This is a genomic window from Streptomyces sp. NPDC085944 (assembly GCF_040686295.1).
GTDB lineage: Bacteria > Actinomycetota > Actinomycetes > Streptomycetales > Streptomycetaceae > Streptomyces > Streptomyces salinarius.
This window is the reverse complement of record NZ_JBFBJX010000009.1, coordinates 269,474-285,032: the sequence shown is the minus strand read 5'-3', so window position 1 is coordinate 285,032 and position 15,559 is coordinate 269,474. Positions and strand designations below refer to the sequence as shown.

At 74.2% G+C, this 15,559-nt stretch carries 13 protein-coding genes and 2 pseudogenes; 9 read left to right on the top strand and 6 right to left on the bottom strand.

Going from position 1 to position 15,559, the window contains the following annotated elements; genetic code table 11:
- Window positions 1–5 precede the first annotated feature (5 nt).
- A complete protein-coding gene (locus AB0P07_RS20300; protein WP_109033027.1) occupies window positions 6–395 on the top strand; it encodes a helix-turn-helix domain-containing protein in 390 nt (129 codons plus the stop codon).
- Here the strand turns inward: AB0P07_RS20300 and AB0P07_RS20295 are convergent.
- Together AB0P07_RS20295 and AB0P07_RS20290 are read right to left on the bottom strand one after the other, a co-directional pair.
- The gene (locus tag AB0P07_RS20295) at window positions 333–965 is read right to left on the bottom strand and encodes a class F sortase (RefSeq protein WP_365552419.1); all 633 of its coding nucleotides are present in this window, start codon (window positions 963–965) and stop codon (window positions 333–335) included. The genes AB0P07_RS20300 and AB0P07_RS20295 overlap by 63 nt on opposite strands.
- Before the next feature lie 118 nt (window positions 966–1,083).
- Window positions 1,084–1,626: a hypothetical protein gene (locus AB0P07_RS20290; RefSeq protein ID WP_109033029.1), complete on the bottom strand. Its 543-nt coding sequence runs from the start codon at window positions 1,624–1,626 to the stop codon at window positions 1,084–1,086.
- 182 nt (window positions 1,627–1,808) lie between these two features.
- Between AB0P07_RS20290 and AB0P07_RS20285 the strand changes: the two genes are divergently transcribed.
- The 3 genes from AB0P07_RS20285 to AB0P07_RS20275 all read left to right on the top strand — a co-directional run bounded on the left by AB0P07_RS20285 (window position 1,809) and on the right by AB0P07_RS20275 (window position 4,119).
- A complete protein-coding gene (locus tag AB0P07_RS20285; protein WP_164279623.1) occupies window positions 1,809–2,414 on the top strand; it encodes an NAD(P)H-dependent oxidoreductase in 606 nt (201 codons plus the stop codon).
- 132 nt (window positions 2,415–2,546) lie between these two features.
- Window positions 2,547–3,314: an SDR family oxidoreductase gene (locus AB0P07_RS20280; RefSeq protein ID WP_365552416.1), complete on the top strand. Its 768-nt coding sequence runs from the start codon at window positions 2,547–2,549 to the stop codon at window positions 3,312–3,314.
- A gap of 61 nt (window positions 3,315–3,375) precedes the next feature.
- Window positions 3,376–4,119 carry an SDR family oxidoreductase gene (locus AB0P07_RS20275; protein ID WP_365552414.1) on the top strand — a complete coding sequence of 248 codons (744 nt, stop codon included), beginning with the start codon at window positions 3,376–3,378 and terminating at the stop codon, window positions 4,117–4,119.
- On the opposite strand, the gene AB0P07_RS20270 is transcribed toward AB0P07_RS20275, so the two are convergent.
- The 4 genes and pseudogenes from AB0P07_RS20270 to AB0P07_RS20255 all read right to left on the bottom strand — a co-directional run bounded on the left by AB0P07_RS20270 (window position 4,068) and on the right by AB0P07_RS20255 (window position 8,272).
- Window positions 4,068–4,997, bottom strand: coding sequence for a LysR family transcriptional regulator (locus AB0P07_RS20270; RefSeq protein WP_109033033.1), 930 nt, complete (start codon window positions 4,995–4,997; stop codon window positions 4,068–4,070). The two genes, AB0P07_RS20275 and AB0P07_RS20270, sit on opposite strands and share 52 nt — an antisense overlap.
- 100 nt (window positions 4,998–5,097) lie before the next feature.
- A pseudogene (locus AB0P07_RS20265) lies at window positions 5,098–5,205 on the bottom strand (M4 family metallopeptidase); the annotation flags it as partial.
- 30 nt (window positions 5,206–5,235) lie between these two features.
- Window positions 5,236–7,482: a molybdopterin oxidoreductase family protein gene (locus tag AB0P07_RS20260; RefSeq protein ID WP_365552412.1), complete on the bottom strand. Its 2,247-nt coding sequence runs from the start codon at window positions 7,480–7,482 to the stop codon at window positions 5,236–5,238.
- A 103-nt stretch (window positions 7,483–7,585) separates the two neighbouring features.
- Complete coding sequence (locus AB0P07_RS20255) at window positions 7,586–8,272, bottom strand: ElyC/SanA/YdcF family protein (RefSeq protein WP_365552410.1); 687 nt, start codon at window positions 8,270–8,272, stop codon at window positions 7,586–7,588.
- Between the two features lie 165 nt (window positions 8,273–8,437).
- On the opposite strand from AB0P07_RS20255, the gene AB0P07_RS20250 reads away from it, so the two are divergent.
- The 5 genes and pseudogenes from AB0P07_RS20250 to AB0P07_RS20230 all read left to right on the top strand — a co-directional run bounded on the left by AB0P07_RS20250 (window position 8,438) and on the right by AB0P07_RS20230 (window position 15,493).
- Window positions 8,438–9,214, top strand: coding sequence for a sirohydrochlorin chelatase (locus AB0P07_RS20250; RefSeq protein ID WP_365552408.1), 777 nt, complete (start codon window positions 8,438–8,440; stop codon window positions 9,212–9,214).
- Between the two features lie 157 nt (window positions 9,215–9,371).
- Complete coding sequence (locus tag AB0P07_RS20245; RefSeq protein ID WP_365552406.1) at window positions 9,372–10,646, top strand: deoxyguanosinetriphosphate triphosphohydrolase; 1,275 nt, start codon at window positions 9,372–9,374, stop codon at window positions 10,644–10,646.
- 180 nt (window positions 10,647–10,826) lie between these two features.
- Entirely contained in the window at window positions 10,827–12,092 is a 1,266-nt protein-coding gene (locus AB0P07_RS20240; protein WP_365552405.1) for an FAD-dependent oxidoreductase, read from the top strand.
- 164 nt (window positions 12,093–12,256) lie between these two features.
- Complete coding sequence (dnaG, locus tag AB0P07_RS20235; RefSeq protein ID WP_365552403.1) at window positions 12,257–14,167, top strand: DNA primase; 1,911 nt, start codon at window positions 12,257–12,259, stop codon at window positions 14,165–14,167.
- A 124-nt stretch (window positions 14,168–14,291) separates the two neighbouring features.
- Window positions 14,292–15,493: pseudogene (locus AB0P07_RS20230) on the top strand (RNA polymerase sigma factor).
- The last annotated feature ends 66 nt before the right edge of the window (window positions 15,494–15,559 follow it).

Genomic DNA, 15,559 nt, shown 5'->3' with positions numbered 1-15,559 from the left:
CGGGTATGGGGACGGCACGGCGGCCGGGGGCGTACCACTGCGGGGTCGACGCGGCGATGGACGTGATCGGCGGGAAGTGGAAGGTACTGATCCTGTGGGCCCTCGGCGAGGGCATGTACCGCTTCGGCGCGCTGCGCCGCGCGCTGCCGGGCGTCACCGAGAAGGTGCTCGCCGCGCAGCTGCGGGAGCTGGAGGCCGCCGGCATCGTGCACCGCGAGGAGTACGGCGAGGTGCCGCCCCGCGTGGAGTACTCGCTGACCGCCCGGGGCGTCGCCCTCAACGAGGCGCTGGTGCCGCTCGGCGCGTGGGGGAAGGCGCACGTGCTGAACGTGTCACCGGCTCCCGGTCAGGTGGGCGAAGACGACCACGTTGCCCTGGTACCCGGTACTGCGTGAGTAGGGGCCGCCGCAGGTGATGACCCGCAGTTCGGGGCGGTCGGCGGCGCCGTAGACCTTCTCGTCGGGGAAGGCGTCGGCGGCGTAGACCTCCACCGCGTCCACCGTGAACACGGCGACGCCGCCGTCGCGCCGGTCGATCTCGATCGCCGAGCCCTTCTCCAGGGCACCGAGGCGGTAGAAGACGGCGGGGCCCTCCGCGTTGTCGACGTGCCCGGCGACGATCGCGGTGCCCGTCTCGCCGGGGGTGGTGCCGGCCTCGTACCAGCCGGCGAGGTTCTTCTTCTCGGCGGGCGGCACGTTCAGACTGCCCGTCCCGGTCAGGCCCAGGCCGGTCAGCGGGGCGTCCACGCCGATCGCCGGGATGCGGACCCGGTCCGGCGGGGAGGGCGGCAGCGCCGGTGCGGCGGCGCCCCGGTCGGCGTGCCCGGCCCGGCCGGTGGTGCCGGACTGCGCGGCCGACGGTTGCGGCGGGGCGTCGGGACGGGAGCCGCCCAGCAGCAGCCATCCGCCCGAGCAGAGGGCGACCGCGGTGACGGCCGCTATCGCGGTGTCCTTGACCCTGCGCATGACGTCCCCTCTCCCTCGGATCCCTGGGACCCCCGGCCCCCTCCGGGCCGCGAGGGGCGTCGGACCCGGAGGGGGTGGGGAAGTGCGGTACCGGCGGACGGGCAGCGGAGGGTGCCCGTCAGATCCCGTCGCCTCTCGCCCGGCGATGCAGGAGCCAGGTACCGCCCGCGGCGGCGACGGCGAGAGCCGCCACGCCGGCCGCGGTCTGCACGGGGTCGGTGCCAAGAGCGCCGCCGACCCCCGTCTTCACGCTTCCCCTGGGGTACACCTGCTCGGCGGCCGAGGACAGCGTGACCACCAGGTCACCCGTCACCCGCCGCTCGTCGTCCCCACAGGTCGCGACGATCTCGTACGTCCCCGGCTGCGCGCTCGGCGGCACCTCGAAGTGGCCGGTCGCCTCGCCCTCGCCGCTGCCCGGCGCCAGCGGGAACGCGCCCGCCCCGACCGCGCTGGCGTCACCCGCCGCCGAGCCGCCCGCTCCGCACACCGCGGTCGTCACCGCGGCCCGGTCGCCCGGCACGACCGAGGCCGGATACACCGTCAGGCCGCCGGTGGAGGCGGCATCCCCGGCGTACACCGGGGCCGCGGTGGCCGCGGTGGTCAGACCGACGGCCGCGGCGGCGAGCGCGGTACCGGTCAGCAGGCGGGCGGTACGTCGCATCGGTGCTCCTTTGAGCTCTTCGGTGGCCCCTGCCCTACCGAGGAAAGGTGCACCGGCCCCGGTCCGCTCCCCGGGCGGTGTGAACGGGTGACCGGTGCCTCCGAACGGGCCCGGGAGCGACGCGGCTTGACCTCAAGCAAACTTGAGGTACCAGGCTCTCCCGCATGAACACCATGAACCCCATGAGCGCCACGACCGCCGTGAGCACGACGACCGCGCCGCTCCGCGTCACCCTGCTCGTCGGCAGCAACCGCCACGGCCGCTTCGGCCCCGTCGTCGCCGACTGGCTCCTGGACCACCTCCGGGCCCACGACGACCTGGTCCCCGAGGTGGTGGACGTCGCCGGGACCGACCTGCCCACCACCCTCGCCCCGACCCCGGAAGCGACCGCCGCGCTGGCGGAGATCACCCCGAAACTGGCGGACGCCGACGCGTTCGTCGTGCTGACCCCCGAGTACAACCACTCGTTCCCGGCGGGTCTGAAGAACGTCATCGACTGGCACTTCACCGAATGGCGGGCCAAGCCCGTCGGCCTGGTCTCCTACGGCGGCCTGGCCGGCGGCCTGCGGGCCGCGGAGCACCTGCGTCAGGTCTTCGCCGAACTGCACGCCGTCACCGTCCGGGACACCGTCTCCTTCCACAACGCGGGCGCGTCCTTCGACGGCGAGGGCAGGCTCAGGGACCCGTCCGGTCCGGACGCGGCGGCCAAGACGATGCTCGACCAACTGGTGTGGTGGGGGCACGCCCTGCGGGAGGCGAAGGAGAAGCGGCCCTACGACGGCGCGTGAAGCGCCGCGTAAACGTCGCCCGGCTGCCATAGGAGCTTCCTATGGCAGCCGCTGCAATTTCGTCTTTGCCTCCCATCAATTCCCGGACCTACCGTGTGGGGGTAATCATGCGAAGGTGAAAGGGAAAACGCCATGGCCGTGACGGAAAACGTGTCGGAGAACAGGGAACTCGCGGGAAAGCGGGCCCTGGTCACCGGCGGCACGCGCGGAATCGGAGCGGCGATCGTCCGCCGGCTCCTGGAGGCCGGCGCCGAGGTGATCACGACCGCCAGGTCGGCGACGGGCCCGGCGCCGGAGGGCGCGCGCTTCGTGCAGGCGGACGTGCGGACCCTGGCCGGGGCCGAGGCGCTCGCCGGGGCCGCGCGCGAGGCGCTCGGCGGGGTGGACATCCTGGTCCACAACGCGGGCGGGGCGCGGCCCCACAAGGACGGCCTGGTCATCCCCGACGAGGAGTGGCTGGACACGCTGAACCTGAACCTCCTCGCGTCGGTCCGGCTGAACTCCCTGCTGGTACCGGGCATGCGGGAGCGGCGCGCAGGGGCGATCGTGCACATCTCCTCCGCCGCGGTCGCGCCCCCGGCACCCCCGTTCCTGCACTACCAGGCGGCGAAGGCGGCGCTGGACAACTACAGTGCCGGACTGGCCGCGACGCTGGCCCCCTCCGGCGTCCGGGTCAACACCGTCAGCCCCGGCCGCACCTCCACCCCCGGCGGGGAGGAGACCCGGGAGCACTGGGCGAGCCTCGACGCCGGTCCGGCCCCGAGCGGCACCGCCCCGCTGGGGCGCGACGGCCTGCCCGACGACATCGCCCACGCGGTGCTGTTCCTCGTGTCCGACCGGGCGGGCTGGGTGACCGGGACCAGCCTCGCCGTGGACGGCGGGGAATATCCCAGGGGCTGACATTCCCGGGGCGACCCCCGAAAAAATGAAGCTGGAAAAGTCTGTGAAAAGGGACCCGGAAATGAGAATGTACAGCAACAGGAATGCCGTGATCACGGGTGGCGGCAGTGGAATGGGTTTCGCGATGGCGGAGCTGCTGGTGGCCGGCGGGGCCCGGGTGGTGATCACCGGCCGTTCGCAGGCCACGCTCGACGCCGCCCGGGAGCGGCTCGGCGAGAACGCGGTGGCCGTCCGGGGCGACGTGGCCTCACTGCCGGACCTGGACGCCCTCACCGACCGGGTGAAGGCCGAGCTGGGCACGGTCGACGCCCTGTTCGTCAACGCGGGCGTCGCGACCCTCACGCCGCTCGACTCGACGACCGAGGAGGCGTACGACGAGCTGTTCGACATCAACGTCAAGGGCGCCTGGTTCACCGTGCAGAAGCTCGCCCCGCTGCTGAACACGGGCGCCGGCGTCGTCCTCACCACCTCGGTCGCCAATGTCATCGGCATGGCGGACACCAGCGTCTACGCGGCCGGGAAGGCGGCGCTGCGCTCGATGGCCCGCAGCTTCTCCCGCGAGCTGCTGCCTCGCGGCATCCGGGTCAACGCGGTCAGTCCGGGGCCCGTCGACACGGGAGCCCTGGACGCGGCGATGACCGCCGAGGAGGCCGAGCGGTTCAAGGCGGAACGGGTCGCGGACAACCCCATGCGGCGCTTCGGCACCCCCGGGGAGATAGCCCGGGCCGCCGCCTTCCTCGCCTTCGACGCCACCTACACGACCGGCGCCGAGCTGGCCGTGGACGGTGGCGCCACCCAGCTCTGAGCGAACCGGTACCAGGTCTCCTGGCGCAGGAACTCCAGCAGCGCCGTCTCCGCCGGGCCCGCGCCGGGCCGGACCGCGGCGACCACGGGCTGGGACACGGCCGGGGACACCGGGCGCACCAGGTGCTCGTGGCCGGGGGGCACCGCGGAGGCCGGGACGAAGGTCACCCCGAGGCCGTGGGCCGCCCAGCGCACGGCCGTCGCCGTCTGGGAGACCCGGGCGACGGTGGTCGGGGCCAGCCCGTTCTCCCTGAGCACCTCCACCAGGACGCCGTCGAGCGCGCTGGCCGGGTCGAACCGCACCCAGGGCTCCTGCTCCAGGTCCCGCAGCGCGACCCGGTCCGCGGCGAGCTGCGGGTGCCCGGCCGCCAGCACCACGACGAACTCCTCGTCACCGAGGTGGTGGCCGTCGTACAGGCCTTCCTCGCACGGTCCGGCCATGATGGCGAGGTCCAGCACGCCGCCGCGGGCCAGCCGCTCCAGCTCGGTCGGGTTCGGCTCCTCGAAGACGGTGACCTCAAGGCGCGGGAAGCGGCGGCGCAGCGCGCTCAGGGCGCCCGGCAGCTGCCGCGTGCCCAGGCCCATCTGCACCGCGACCACCAGCTCTCCGGCCAGCTCCTCGGAGCCGGCCCGCGCCGTCGCCCGCGCCCGGCGCGCCGCGTTCACCGCGATCTCCGCGTCCCGCAGGAAGGCGCGGCCGGCCACGGTGGGCACCAGACCGGTCGGGGTGCGGGAGAACAGCTCCACGCCGAGGTCCCGCTCCAGGCCGCGGATCTGCTGGGACACCGAGGGCTGGGCGACGCGCAGCGCCTCGGCCGCGGCCGTCACCGAGCCCTCCTCGGCGACGGCCAGGGCGTACTCGAACTGCCTCAGGCTCATCGCTCCCGCTCCCTCTCCCGCTCGTTCGCCACGGCGGGGCCGCGGTCCGTGCCGCGGCCCCGCCGCAAGGGTAGGCGAGCGCGGGTGCGAGCCGTCGTCGTCAGCCCACGTTCACCGCGCTCCACGCCGCGCCCACCGCGGCGTACTCGGCGCTGTCGGTGCCGTACAGGTCACCGGCCGCGCTCAGGGTGGCGGCGCAGGCGCCCGCTGGAGATCATGGGAGAAGAGGCTGACGCCGCTAGGACGTCACCGTTTCCACCCGTACCGCGCACACCTTGAACTCCGGCATCCGCGAGGTCGGGTCCAGGGCCGGGTTGGTCAGGGTGTTGGCGCGGCCCTCGCCGGGCCAGTGGAAGGGCATGAACACGGTGTCGGGCCGGATGCCGGTGGTGATGCGGGCCGGTGCCACCGCCCGCCCCCGCCGGGACACGACCGCCAGCGGGTCGCCCTCGGCCGCCCCCAGCCGTGCCGCGAGCCGCGGGTGCAGCTCCACGAACGGGCCCGGCGCGGCGGCGTTCAGCTCGGCCACCCGCCGGGTCTGCGCCCCGGACTGGTACTGCGACACGACCCGCCCGGTGGTCAGCAGCACGGGGTACTCGTCGTCCGGTTCCTCGGCGCTCGGCCGGTGCGTCACGGGCACGAAGCGGGCCCGCCCGTCGTCGGTGGCGAAGCGGTCGAGGAAGAGGCGCGGGGTACCGGGGTGGGGCGCGGCGCGGAGGCCGGTGCCGACGTCCGCGTCGCTGTCGCTGTCGGTGCCCGTGCTGCCGCTGCCCGTGGCGGTGCCGGTGCCGGTTCGGGTGTCCCTGCCGGGTCCGGTGCCGGTGCCGGTGGCGGCAGTGTGCGTGTCGTCGGCCGCCGGTTGCGCCGGGCAGGGCCAGAAGACGCCGTTCTCCTCCGCCAGCCGCCGGTAGTCGATCCCGGAGTAGTCCGCCGGGCCGCCCGCGCTCGCCCGCCGCAGTTCCTCGAAGACCTCCTCGGGATCGGTCGGGAACCCCTTCTCCACGCCGAGCCGCCCGGCCAGCTTGTGCAGCACCTCCAGATCGCCGCGCACCCCGTCCGGCGGTGTGATCGCGCGCCGCCGCAGCAGCACCCGGCCCTCCAGGCTCGTCGTGGTCCCCGTCTCCTCCGCCCACTGGGTCACCGGCAGGACGACGTCCGCGAGTTCCGCCGTCTCGGAGAGCACCACGTCGCACACCGCCAGGAAGTCCAGCGACCGCAACCGCCCCTCGACGTGCGCGGCCCGGGGCGCGGACACCACCGGGTTGGACCCCATCACCAGCAGCGACCTGACGTCCGTGCCCAGCGCGTCCAGCAGCTCGTACGCGCTGCGCCCCGGCCCCGGCAGCGCGTCGGGGTCCACGCCCCACACCTCGGCCACGTGCCGCCGCGCCGCCGGGTCGGTCAGCTTGCGGTAGCCCGGCAACTGGTCGGCCTTCTGCCCGTGTTCGCGCCCGCCCTGCCCGTTGCCCTGCCCGGTCAGACAGCCGTACCCGGACCGGGGCCGCCCGGCCCGCCCGGTCGCCAGGCACAGGTTGATCCACGCGCCCACCGTGTCCGTGCCCTTGGCCTGCTGCTCGGGCCCGCGCGCCGTGAGCACCATCGCCGCCTCGGGCGCACAGAACAGCCGTACGGCTTCCCGCAGTTCGGGAACGGACACCCCCGTGATCCGCTCCACGTGCTCCGGCCAGTGCGCCATCGCCGCCGCCCGCGCCTCCTCCCAGCCGGACGTGCGCTCCTCGACGTACGCCCGGTCGACCCGCCCCTCGGCGACCACCAGGTGCAGCATGCCGAGCGCGAGGGCGAGGTCGGTGCCGGGCCGGGGAGCGAGATGCAGGTCGGCGTGCTCGGCGGTCCGCGTGCGGCGCGGGTCGACGACGATCAGCGTGCCGCCGTTCTCCCGCAGTTCGGTGAAGTAGCGCAGGGACGGCGGCATCGTCTCCGCCGGGTTCGACCCGACGAGGATCACGCACCCGGTCCGCGGGATGTCCTCCAGCGGGAACGGCAGCCCCCGGTCGAGCCCGAACGCCCGTGTTCCGGCCGCCGCCGCCGACGACATGCAGAACCGCCCGTTGTAGTCGATCTGCGAGGTGCCCAGCACCACCCGGGCGAACTTGCCCAGCGCGTACGCCTTCTCGTTGGTCAGCCCGCCCCCGCCGAACACCCCGAGCGCGTCCGCGCCGTACTCCGCCCGCGTGCGCTCCAGGTTCCGGGCGATCCGGTCCAGCGCCTCGTCCCAGCCGGCCGGCACCAGCGCGCCGTCGCCCGAGCGCACCAGCGGCGAGGTCAGCCGCGCCCCCGGCGCCAGCACCGCTGCCGCCGTACGCCCCTTGCCGCACAGCGCGCCCCGGTTCACCGGGAAGTCCGTCCGCTCGGACACCTCGACGGTCCCGCCCTCGACGGGCGTCAGGTTCATCCCGCACTGCAGGGCGCAGTACGGGCAGTGCGTGGGGGTGGTGGCGGGGTTCCGCGGGCCGGTGCTCTGCATACCGGTCAGCCTGCGGCTTGTGTGTTACGCGACCGGGCGGCGCTCTGTTACACCGCGGGGACGGCGACCTCCCCGCCGCCCTCGGGGCACCGTGAGGGGCGGCTCATCCCGCGTCGGCGAGCGCCCGCGCCACCCCCGGCTCCCGCGGTCCGAGGAAGTGCGGGTCCGGCTCGAAGACCGCGTCCAGTGCCGCCTTGCCCGCGGCGAGGATCTCCCGGGCGCCGCCGTAGTACCAGGTCACGTCGTGCTCGTCGGCGACCCCGACGCCGTACGACGCCACCCCCGCCGCCTGGCACAGTGCGACCGCCCGGCGGATGTGGAAGCCCTGGCTGATCAGCACGGCCCGGTCGACGCCGAAGATCTTCTTCGCGCGGACGCAGGAGTCCCAGGTGTCGAACCCCGCGTAGTCGCTGACGATCCGCCCGTCGGGCACCCCGTGCCGGACCAGGTAGGCGCGCATGGCGTCCGGCTCGTCGTACTCCTCGCGGCTGTTGTCCCCGGTCACCAGCACCACCGCGATCCGCCCCGCCCGGTACAGCTGCGCCGCCGCGTCCAGCCGGTGCGCGAGGTACGGCGACGGCTCCCCGTCCCACAGCCCGGCGCCGAAGACGACGGCGACCTCGGTGCGCGGCACGTCGGCGACGGTACGCAGCCGGTCGTCCGTCACGACGTGCAGCCACGCGCTCGGCAGCAGCGCCAGCACACACCCGGCCACCACCACCCGCACCAGCCGCCGCTGTCCCTTCCGGGTGCGCGGCAGGCGCGGTCTGCGAAGTCTCGGGCGGCGCATGCGGGCGGTCCCCTCCCCGGTCGGTTCCTGCCACCAGGGACGCCCGGGGAGTCCGTCCGGTTCGCCGCCCGCTCACACGGACGGCCCGGCGCCGTGTGAACCGACGGAAAATCCCCGTGACATCCACGCAACGGGGAGGCAATCTCCGGCCGTCACCCTCGTTCCATGACGGCGACGACAGTGACGAGCAGCAGGACCACGGCGGCCACCGGCGGCACTCCCGCCCTGGTCGTCGTCGCCCACGGCAGCCGCGACCCGCGCGCGCTCGGCACCGTACGGGCCCTCCTCGACCGGGTCCGCGCCCTGCGCCCCGCCCTGCCGGTGCGCCTCGGCCACGTCGAGCTGAACGAGCCCCTGCTGCCGGACACGCTCACCGCCCTCGGTGACGGGTCGGCGGTCCTCGTCCCCCTCCTGCTCAGCCGCGGCTACCACGTCAAACGGGACATCCCGGGGATGGCCGCGGCCTCCCCGGCCCGCACCCGCCAGGCCGCGCCGCTCGGCCCGCACCCCCTCCTGGTGGACGCCCTGCACGCCCGCCTCCTGGAGGCCGGCTGGCCCACCCACCCGGGCCCGGACCACGCCGTCGTCCTCGCCTCGGCGGGCTCCCGGGACCCGGAGTCACGCGCGGACACGGCCCGCACGGCAGCGCTCCTCGCCGCCCGCCTCGGCGTCCCGGTCGCCCCCGCGTACGCCTCGGCGGCGACCCCGACGGTCGGGGAGGCGGTACGCACGCTGACCGCCCGGGGCTACCGCAGGGTGGCCGTCGCCTCCTGCTTCACCGCCCCGGGCCGCTTCGCGACCCAGTGCGCGGCAGGGGCCCCGTGGATCGCCTCCAAGCCCCTGGGCACCCACCCGGCGATGGCCCACCTGCTGCTCCACCGCTACGACGAAACGCTGATGACGAACGGCGCCATGAAACGCAGGGCGCTGGCAACCCCCTAGGGGCGCGGGGAACTGCGCGACAAGCCACGACCGGCCCGCGGCCGCGCGACGACCGAACCCGGCAGACGAGTAGGCCCCCACCCGGCAGACGAGTAGGCCCCCACCCGGCAGGCGAGTAGGCCCCCAACTGTCACACCTTCCCCTTACTGTTCATGACATGGAAGGCACCCGCACCGCACCCCCCTACGACCCGGCGTCAGCCGCCCGCTACGCCCCCGAACCCGACAAACGCCCCGGCCGCACCGCCTTCCAACGCGACCGCGCCCGCATCCTGCACTCCGCCGCGCTGCGCCGCCTCGCCGGCAAGACGCAGGTCGTCGCGCCGGGGGAGGGCAGCCCCGTCTGGGACGCCAGCCCCCGCACCCGCCTCACGCACTCCCTGGAGTGCGCCCAGGTCGGCCGGGAGCTGGGCGCCGCCCTCGGCTGCGACCCCGACCTCGTCGAGGCGGCCTGCCTCGCGCACGACCTGGGCCACCCGCCCTTCGGGCACAACGGCGAGCAGGCGCTCAACGCGTTCGCCGAGGACTGCGGCGGCTTCGAGGGCAACGCGCAGTCCCTGCGCCTCCTCACCCGCATCGAGCCCAAGCGGTTCACCGAGACCGGCTCCGTCGGCCTCAACCTCACCCGCGCCACGCTCGACGCCGCCACCAAGTACCCCTGGCCGCGCGGCGGCCACCCCACCGACCCGGCCTCGCCCAAATTCGGCGTGTACGACGACGACCGGCCCGTCTTCGAGTGGCTCCGCCAGGACGCCCCCGGCGCCCGCACCTGCTTCGAGGCCCAGGTCATGGACTGGGCCGACGACGTGGCGTACTCCGTGCACGACGTCGAGGACGGCCTGCACGCCGGTCACATCGACCCGAACTGCCTGCTCGCCGACCCCGAGCGCGAGGCGGTGTTCGACGCGGCCGTCGGACGGTACGTCCCGACCGGCACCGACCACGCAGAACTCGCCGCCGCCCTCGACCGGCTCCTCGCCCAGGACTGGTGGCCGCACGGCTACGACGGCTCCGCCGTCGCCCAGGCCCGCCTCAAGGACGCCACCAGCCAGCTCATCGGCCGCTTCTGCCTGGCCGCCGAGGCCGCCACCCGGGCCGCGTACGGGGGCGGTCGGCTCACCCGGTACACCGCCGAGCTGGTCGTCCCCCGCGCGACCCGCATGGAGTGCGCCGTCCTCAAGGCGGTCGCCGTCCGGTACGTCATGCAACGCACCGAGCAGGAGCGGCTCCGCGCCGACCAGCGGATCGTCGTCGCGGAACTGGCCGAGGCGCTGACCGCCCGCGCGCCGGACGGGCTCGACCCCCAGTTCCGTGCCCTGTTCGACCGGGCCGGCGACGACCGGGCCCGCAAACGGGTGATCGTCGACCAGATCGCCTCCCTCACCGACGCCTCGGCCCGCTCGCTTCACGCCCGTCTGACGGGGCATCCATGAGACTGGCGGCGGGACGGGTGCGACCCGGCGGCGCCCCGGGCGCCCGAAACGCGGTAGGACGCGGTGCTCGGGCGGTCGGAACGCGGCAGGCCGTGGCCTGAACGGGTCCTTCCCCCTTCCCGCACCACGCCACGTGCGGGACGCTCGCATGTGGCGGCACCCTGACGAGGAGGCAGACAAGTGGTCGACGCGGATCAGACATTCGTCATCGTCGGAGGCGGCCTGGCGGGCGCGAAGGCGGCCGAGACGCTCCGTACGGAGGGCTTCACCGGCCGGGTGATCCTCATCTGCGACGAGCGCGACCACCCCTACGAGCGCCCGCCGCTGTCCAAGGGCTACCTGCTGGGCAAGAAGGAGCGCGACAGCGTCTTCGTGCACGAGCCCGCCTGGTACGCCCGGCACGACATCGAGCTGCACCTCGGCCAGACCGTCGTCGCGATCGACCGCGCCGCGAAGACCGTCCACTACGGCGACGACGGCACCCACGTCAGGTACGACAAGCTGCTCCTGGCGACCGGCGCCGAGCCCCGCCGCCTCGACGTCCCCGGCACCGACCTGGCGGGCGTCCACCACCTGCGCCGCCTCGCCCACGCCGAGCGGCTCAAGGGCGTCCTCACCTCGCTGGGCCGGGACAACGGACACCTCGTGGTCGCCGGCGCGGGCTGGATCGGCCTGGAGGTCGCGGCGGCGGCCCGCGAGTACGGGGCGGAGGTCACCGTGATCGAGCCGGCCCCCACCCCGCTGCACGGCGTCCTCGGCCCCGAGCTGGGCTCCGTCTTCGCGGAGCTGCACGAGGCGCACGGCGTCCGCTTCCGCTTCGGCGTCAGGCTGACCGAGATCGTCGGCCAGGACGGCATGGTGCTGGCCGCCCGCACCGACGACGACGAGGAGCACCCCGCCCACGACGTGCTCGCCGCGATCGGCGCCGCCCCGCGCACCGCGCTCGCCCAGGCGGCCGGGCTGGAGATCGCCGACCGCGCGGCCGGCGGCGGCATCGTCGTCGACGCGAACCTGCGCACCTCCGACCCCGACATCCACGCGGCCGGTGACGTCGCCTCCTTCCACCACGCCCTCTTCGACACCCGGCTGCGCGTGGAGCACTGGGCCAACGCCCTCAACGGCGGCCCGGCCGCCGCCCGCGCGATGCTCGGCAAGGGCCTCGCCCACGACCGCGTGCCCTACTTCTTCACCGACCAGTACGACCTGGGCATGGAGTACTCCGGCTGGGCCCCCGCCGGGTCCTACGACCAGGTGGTGATCCGCGGGGACGCGGCGAAGCGCGAGTTCATCGCCTTCTGGGTCAAGGAGGGCCGCGTGCTGGCCGGGATGAACGTCAACGTGTGGGACGTCACGGAGCCGATCCAGCAGCTGATCCGCTCGAAGAAGCAGGTGGACACGGAGGCGCTGGCGAACCCGCACGTATCACTCGAGAGCCTCGTCGCCTAGCTGTCAGTGCTCCCCCGACCCCAGTTTCCGGGGGCAACCCCCGGACCCACGGCCGAGCCCCGGGGGTGCCGCGTCGGACAGCCGCTGCGCGGCGGGGCGCACCTCCGTGCGAAGCCCGTCCGGCCGGGCCCGGACATGTCGGTGCCGCCCCGTAGACTTCACGCGTGGCAGGACGGATCAACGACGAGGACGTGAAGGCGGTACGGGACGCGGTCCCGATCGACGCCGTCGTCTCGGAGTACCTCCAGCTGCGCAACGCCGGGGGCGGCAACCTGAAGGGGCTGTGCCCCTTCCACGACGAGAAGTCGCCGTCCTTCCAGGTCAGTCCGAGCAAGGGGTTCTTCCACTGCTTCGGCTGCCAGGAGGGCGGCGACACCATCACGTTCGTGATGAAGATCGACCACCTCACCTTCTCCGAGGCGGTCGAGCGCCTGGCCGGCCAGGCCGGCATCACCCTGCGGTACGAGGAGGGCGGGTACAACCCCTCCCACCAGCGCGGTGAGCGCATCCGCCTGGTCGAGGCCCACAAGATCGCCGCCCAGTGGTACGCGGAACAGCTCGCGACCGGCCCCGAGGCGGACACCGGCCGCGCCTTCCTCGCCGACCGCGGCTTCGACCAGGCCGCCGCCGAGCACTTCGGAGTCGGCTACAGCCCCCAGGGCTGGGACCACCTCACCCGCTTCCTGCGCGGCAAGGGCTTCAGCGACAAGGAGCTGCTGCTCTCCGGCCTCTCCCAGGAGGGCCGCCGCGGCCCCATCGACCGCTTCCGCGGCCGGCTGATGTGGCCCATCCGCGACATCGGCGGCGACGTCGTCGGCTTCGGCGCCCGCAAGCTCTACGAGGCGGACAACGGCCCGAAGTACCTGAACACCCCCGAGACCGCGATCTACAAGAAGTCCCAGGTCCTCTACGGCATCGACCTCGCCAAGAAGGACATCGCGAAGGCGTCCCGCGCCGTCGTCGTCGAGGGCTACACCGACGTCATGGCCTGCCACCTCGCGGGCGTCACCACCGCCATCGCGACCTGCGGCACCGCCTTCGGCGGCGACCACATCAAGATCCTGCGCCGCCTCCTCATGGACAACGGTTCGGCCCGCGTCATCTTCACCTTCGACGGCGACGCGGCCGGACAGAAGGCGGCCCTGCGCGCCTTCGAGGACGACCAGAAGTTCGCCGCCGAGACCTACATCGCCATCGCCCCCGACGGCATGGACCCCTGCGACCTGCGCCTGGCCAAGGGCGACGACGCCGTCGCCGACCTGGTCGAGCCGCGCACCCCGCTCTTCGAGTTCGCGCTGCGCCAGATCGTGGCCCGCTACGACCTGGACACCCCCGCGGGTCGCGCCGCCGCCCTGGACGAGGCCGCGCCGGTCGTCGCCCGGATCAAGAACAGCGGCGCCCAGCACGAGGTCGCCGTGCAGCTCGCCGGCATGCTCGGCATCCTCGACACCCAGTTCGTGGTCAAGCGGATCGCCCAGCTCGCCCGCTGGGCCCGCGACCGCGGCGGCAAGGGCCCCGCCCCCGACCAGCGGCAGCGCGGCGGCCCGCAGCAGCAGGCCGGACCCGTGACGGCCACGCCCCGGGGCCCGGCCCTCAACCTCCGCAACCCGGTCTTCGCCACCGAACGCGAGCTGCTCAAGCTCGCCCTCCAGCGCCCCGAGCTGGTCTCCCCGGCCTTCGACGCGTACGGCGTCGACGAGTTCACCGCCCCGCCCTACGCCGCCGTACGCGAGGCGATCATGGAGGCGGGCGGCGCCGAGTTCGGTGTCCAGGACCCGCAGGACTACCTGGTCCGGGTCCGCGAGGCCGCCCCCGACGACGCCGTCCGGGCCATGGTCACCGAACTCGCGGTCGAGGCGATCATGCGCCGCGCGGTGGACGAAATGTATGCGGGGGAAGTGCTGGTCCGGGTGCGGCGCCGCGCCGTCGAGCGCCGCGTCCGTGACGTCAACGGAAAGCTGGCCCGCCTCTCCGGCCACGGCGACCCCGCCGAACTGGCCGCCGTCCAGAACGAGCTGTGGGTCCTCCAGCAGTACGACCAGAACCTGCGCGAACACGGCGCCGCCGCCCTCTAGGACGGGCCCGCGGAACACTCGCCGGTAACCCGTCGGTCACGGCCCGGACGCAAAAAGTCACCGCACGCCCCTCGTGGCGGCGATGTGTCGTACCCCACACTGGGGGCGGTACCTGAGTGCACGCGTGCGAGGCGGACGACGGCCGGTGAGCCGGCTCCGCCCCCGACGTACCGCCGCCGGCCTCCGCCGGCCGCGTCCATCCTGGAGGTCGCCCCCGTGCAGACCCAGACCCTCACCCAGACCGACACCGGTACCGGCGGTGCGGAGCCGGACGCGGAGCGCGTCACGCTCGTCGCGATGCGGGCGCAGCCCGGTGCCGGGGCGGCCGTGCGGCACCCCGGCGGCTCCGCGGAGCCCCGCGCGGACCTCCCGGAGCCCGCCGAGCCGCCGCCGCCCACCCGAACGGAGTCCGGCGGTCCCTCCGCCGATCTGTTCCGGCAGTACCTGCGCGAGATCGGCCGGATCCCGCTGCTCTCCGCCGCCGAGGAGGTCGACCTGGCCCGGCGGGTGGAGGCCGGCCTGTTCGCCGAGGAGAAGCTGCGGCACACGCCCGGCCTGGACGACCGTCTCGCCCTCGACCTCGACCGGCTCGTCGTCATGGGCCGCGTCGCCAAGCGCCGCCTGATCGAGGCCAACCTGCGGCTCGTGGTGTCGGTGGCCAAGCGGTACGTCGGACGCGGGCTGACCATGCTGGACCTGGTCCAGGAGGGGAACCTGGGCCTGATCCGCGCCGTCGAGAAGTTCGACTACGCCCGCGGCTACAAGTTCTCCACCTACGCCACCTGGTGGATCCGCCAGGCCATGTCCCGCGCCCTGGCCGACCAGGCCCGCACCATCCGCGTCCCCGTCCACGTCGTGGAGCTGATCAACCGGGTCGTGCGCGTCCAGCGCCGGATGCTCCAGGAACGCGGCTACGAGCCGACCCCGCAGGAGGTCGCCGCCCACCTGGACCTCCCCCCGGAGCGGGTCGGCGAGGTGCTGCGCCTGGCCCAGGAGCCGGTGTCGCTCTACGCCCCGGTCGGCGAGGAGGAGGACGTCGCCCTCGGCGACCTCATAGAGGACGGCGACGCCGCCAGCCCCGTCGAGTCGGCCGCGTTCCTGCTGCTGCGCCAGCACCTGGAGGCGGTGCTCTCCACCCTCGGCGAACGCGAACGCAAGGTCGTCCAGCTCCGCTACGGCCTGGTCGACGGCCGCCCCCGCACCCTGGAGGAGATCGGCCGCCTCTTCGGCGTGACCCGCGAACGCATCCGCCAGATCGAATCCAAGACCCTCAACAAACTCCGCGACCACGCCTACGCGGACCAGCTGAGGGGCTATTTGGACTGAGGCGCGGGGTGCGCTCCCGCGCCGCAGCCGCGGGCAATCGTGCCGCAGGGCGGCACGGGTGGGCGC

Coding starts and splice junctions, on each gene's coding strand:
- AB0P07_RS20300 (WP_109033027.1), top strand. CDS start 6: ATGGGGACGGCACGGCGGCCGGGGGCGTACCACTGCGGGGTCGACGCG.
- AB0P07_RS20295 (WP_365552419.1), bottom strand. CDS start 965: ATGCGCAGGGTCAAGGACACCGCGATAGCGGCCGTCACCGCGGTCGCC.
- AB0P07_RS20290 (WP_109033029.1), bottom strand. CDS start 1,626: ATGCGACGTACCGCCCGCCTGCTGACCGGTACCGCGCTCGCCGCCGCG.
- AB0P07_RS20285 (WP_164279623.1), top strand. CDS start 1,809: ATGAGCGCCACGACCGCCGTGAGCACGACGACCGCGCCGCTCCGCGTC.
- AB0P07_RS20280 (WP_365552416.1), top strand. CDS start 2,547: ATGGCCGTGACGGAAAACGTGTCGGAGAACAGGGAACTCGCGGGAAAG.
- AB0P07_RS20275 (WP_365552414.1), top strand. CDS start 3,376: ATGAGAATGTACAGCAACAGGAATGCCGTGATCACGGGTGGCGGCAGT.
- AB0P07_RS20270 (WP_109033033.1), bottom strand. CDS start 4,997: ATGAGCCTGAGGCAGTTCGAGTACGCCCTGGCCGTCGCCGAGGAGGGC.
- AB0P07_RS20260 (WP_365552412.1), bottom strand. CDS start 7,482: ATGCAGAGCACCGGCCCGCGGAACCCCGCCACCACCCCCACGCACTGC.
- AB0P07_RS20255 (WP_365552410.1), bottom strand. CDS start 8,272: ATGCGCCGCCCGAGACTTCGCAGACCGCGCCTGCCGCGCACCCGGAAG.
- AB0P07_RS20250 (WP_365552408.1), top strand. CDS start 8,438: ATGACGGCGACGACAGTGACGAGCAGCAGGACCACGGCGGCCACCGGC.
- AB0P07_RS20245 (WP_365552406.1), top strand. CDS start 9,372: ATGGAAGGCACCCGCACCGCACCCCCCTACGACCCGGCGTCAGCCGCC.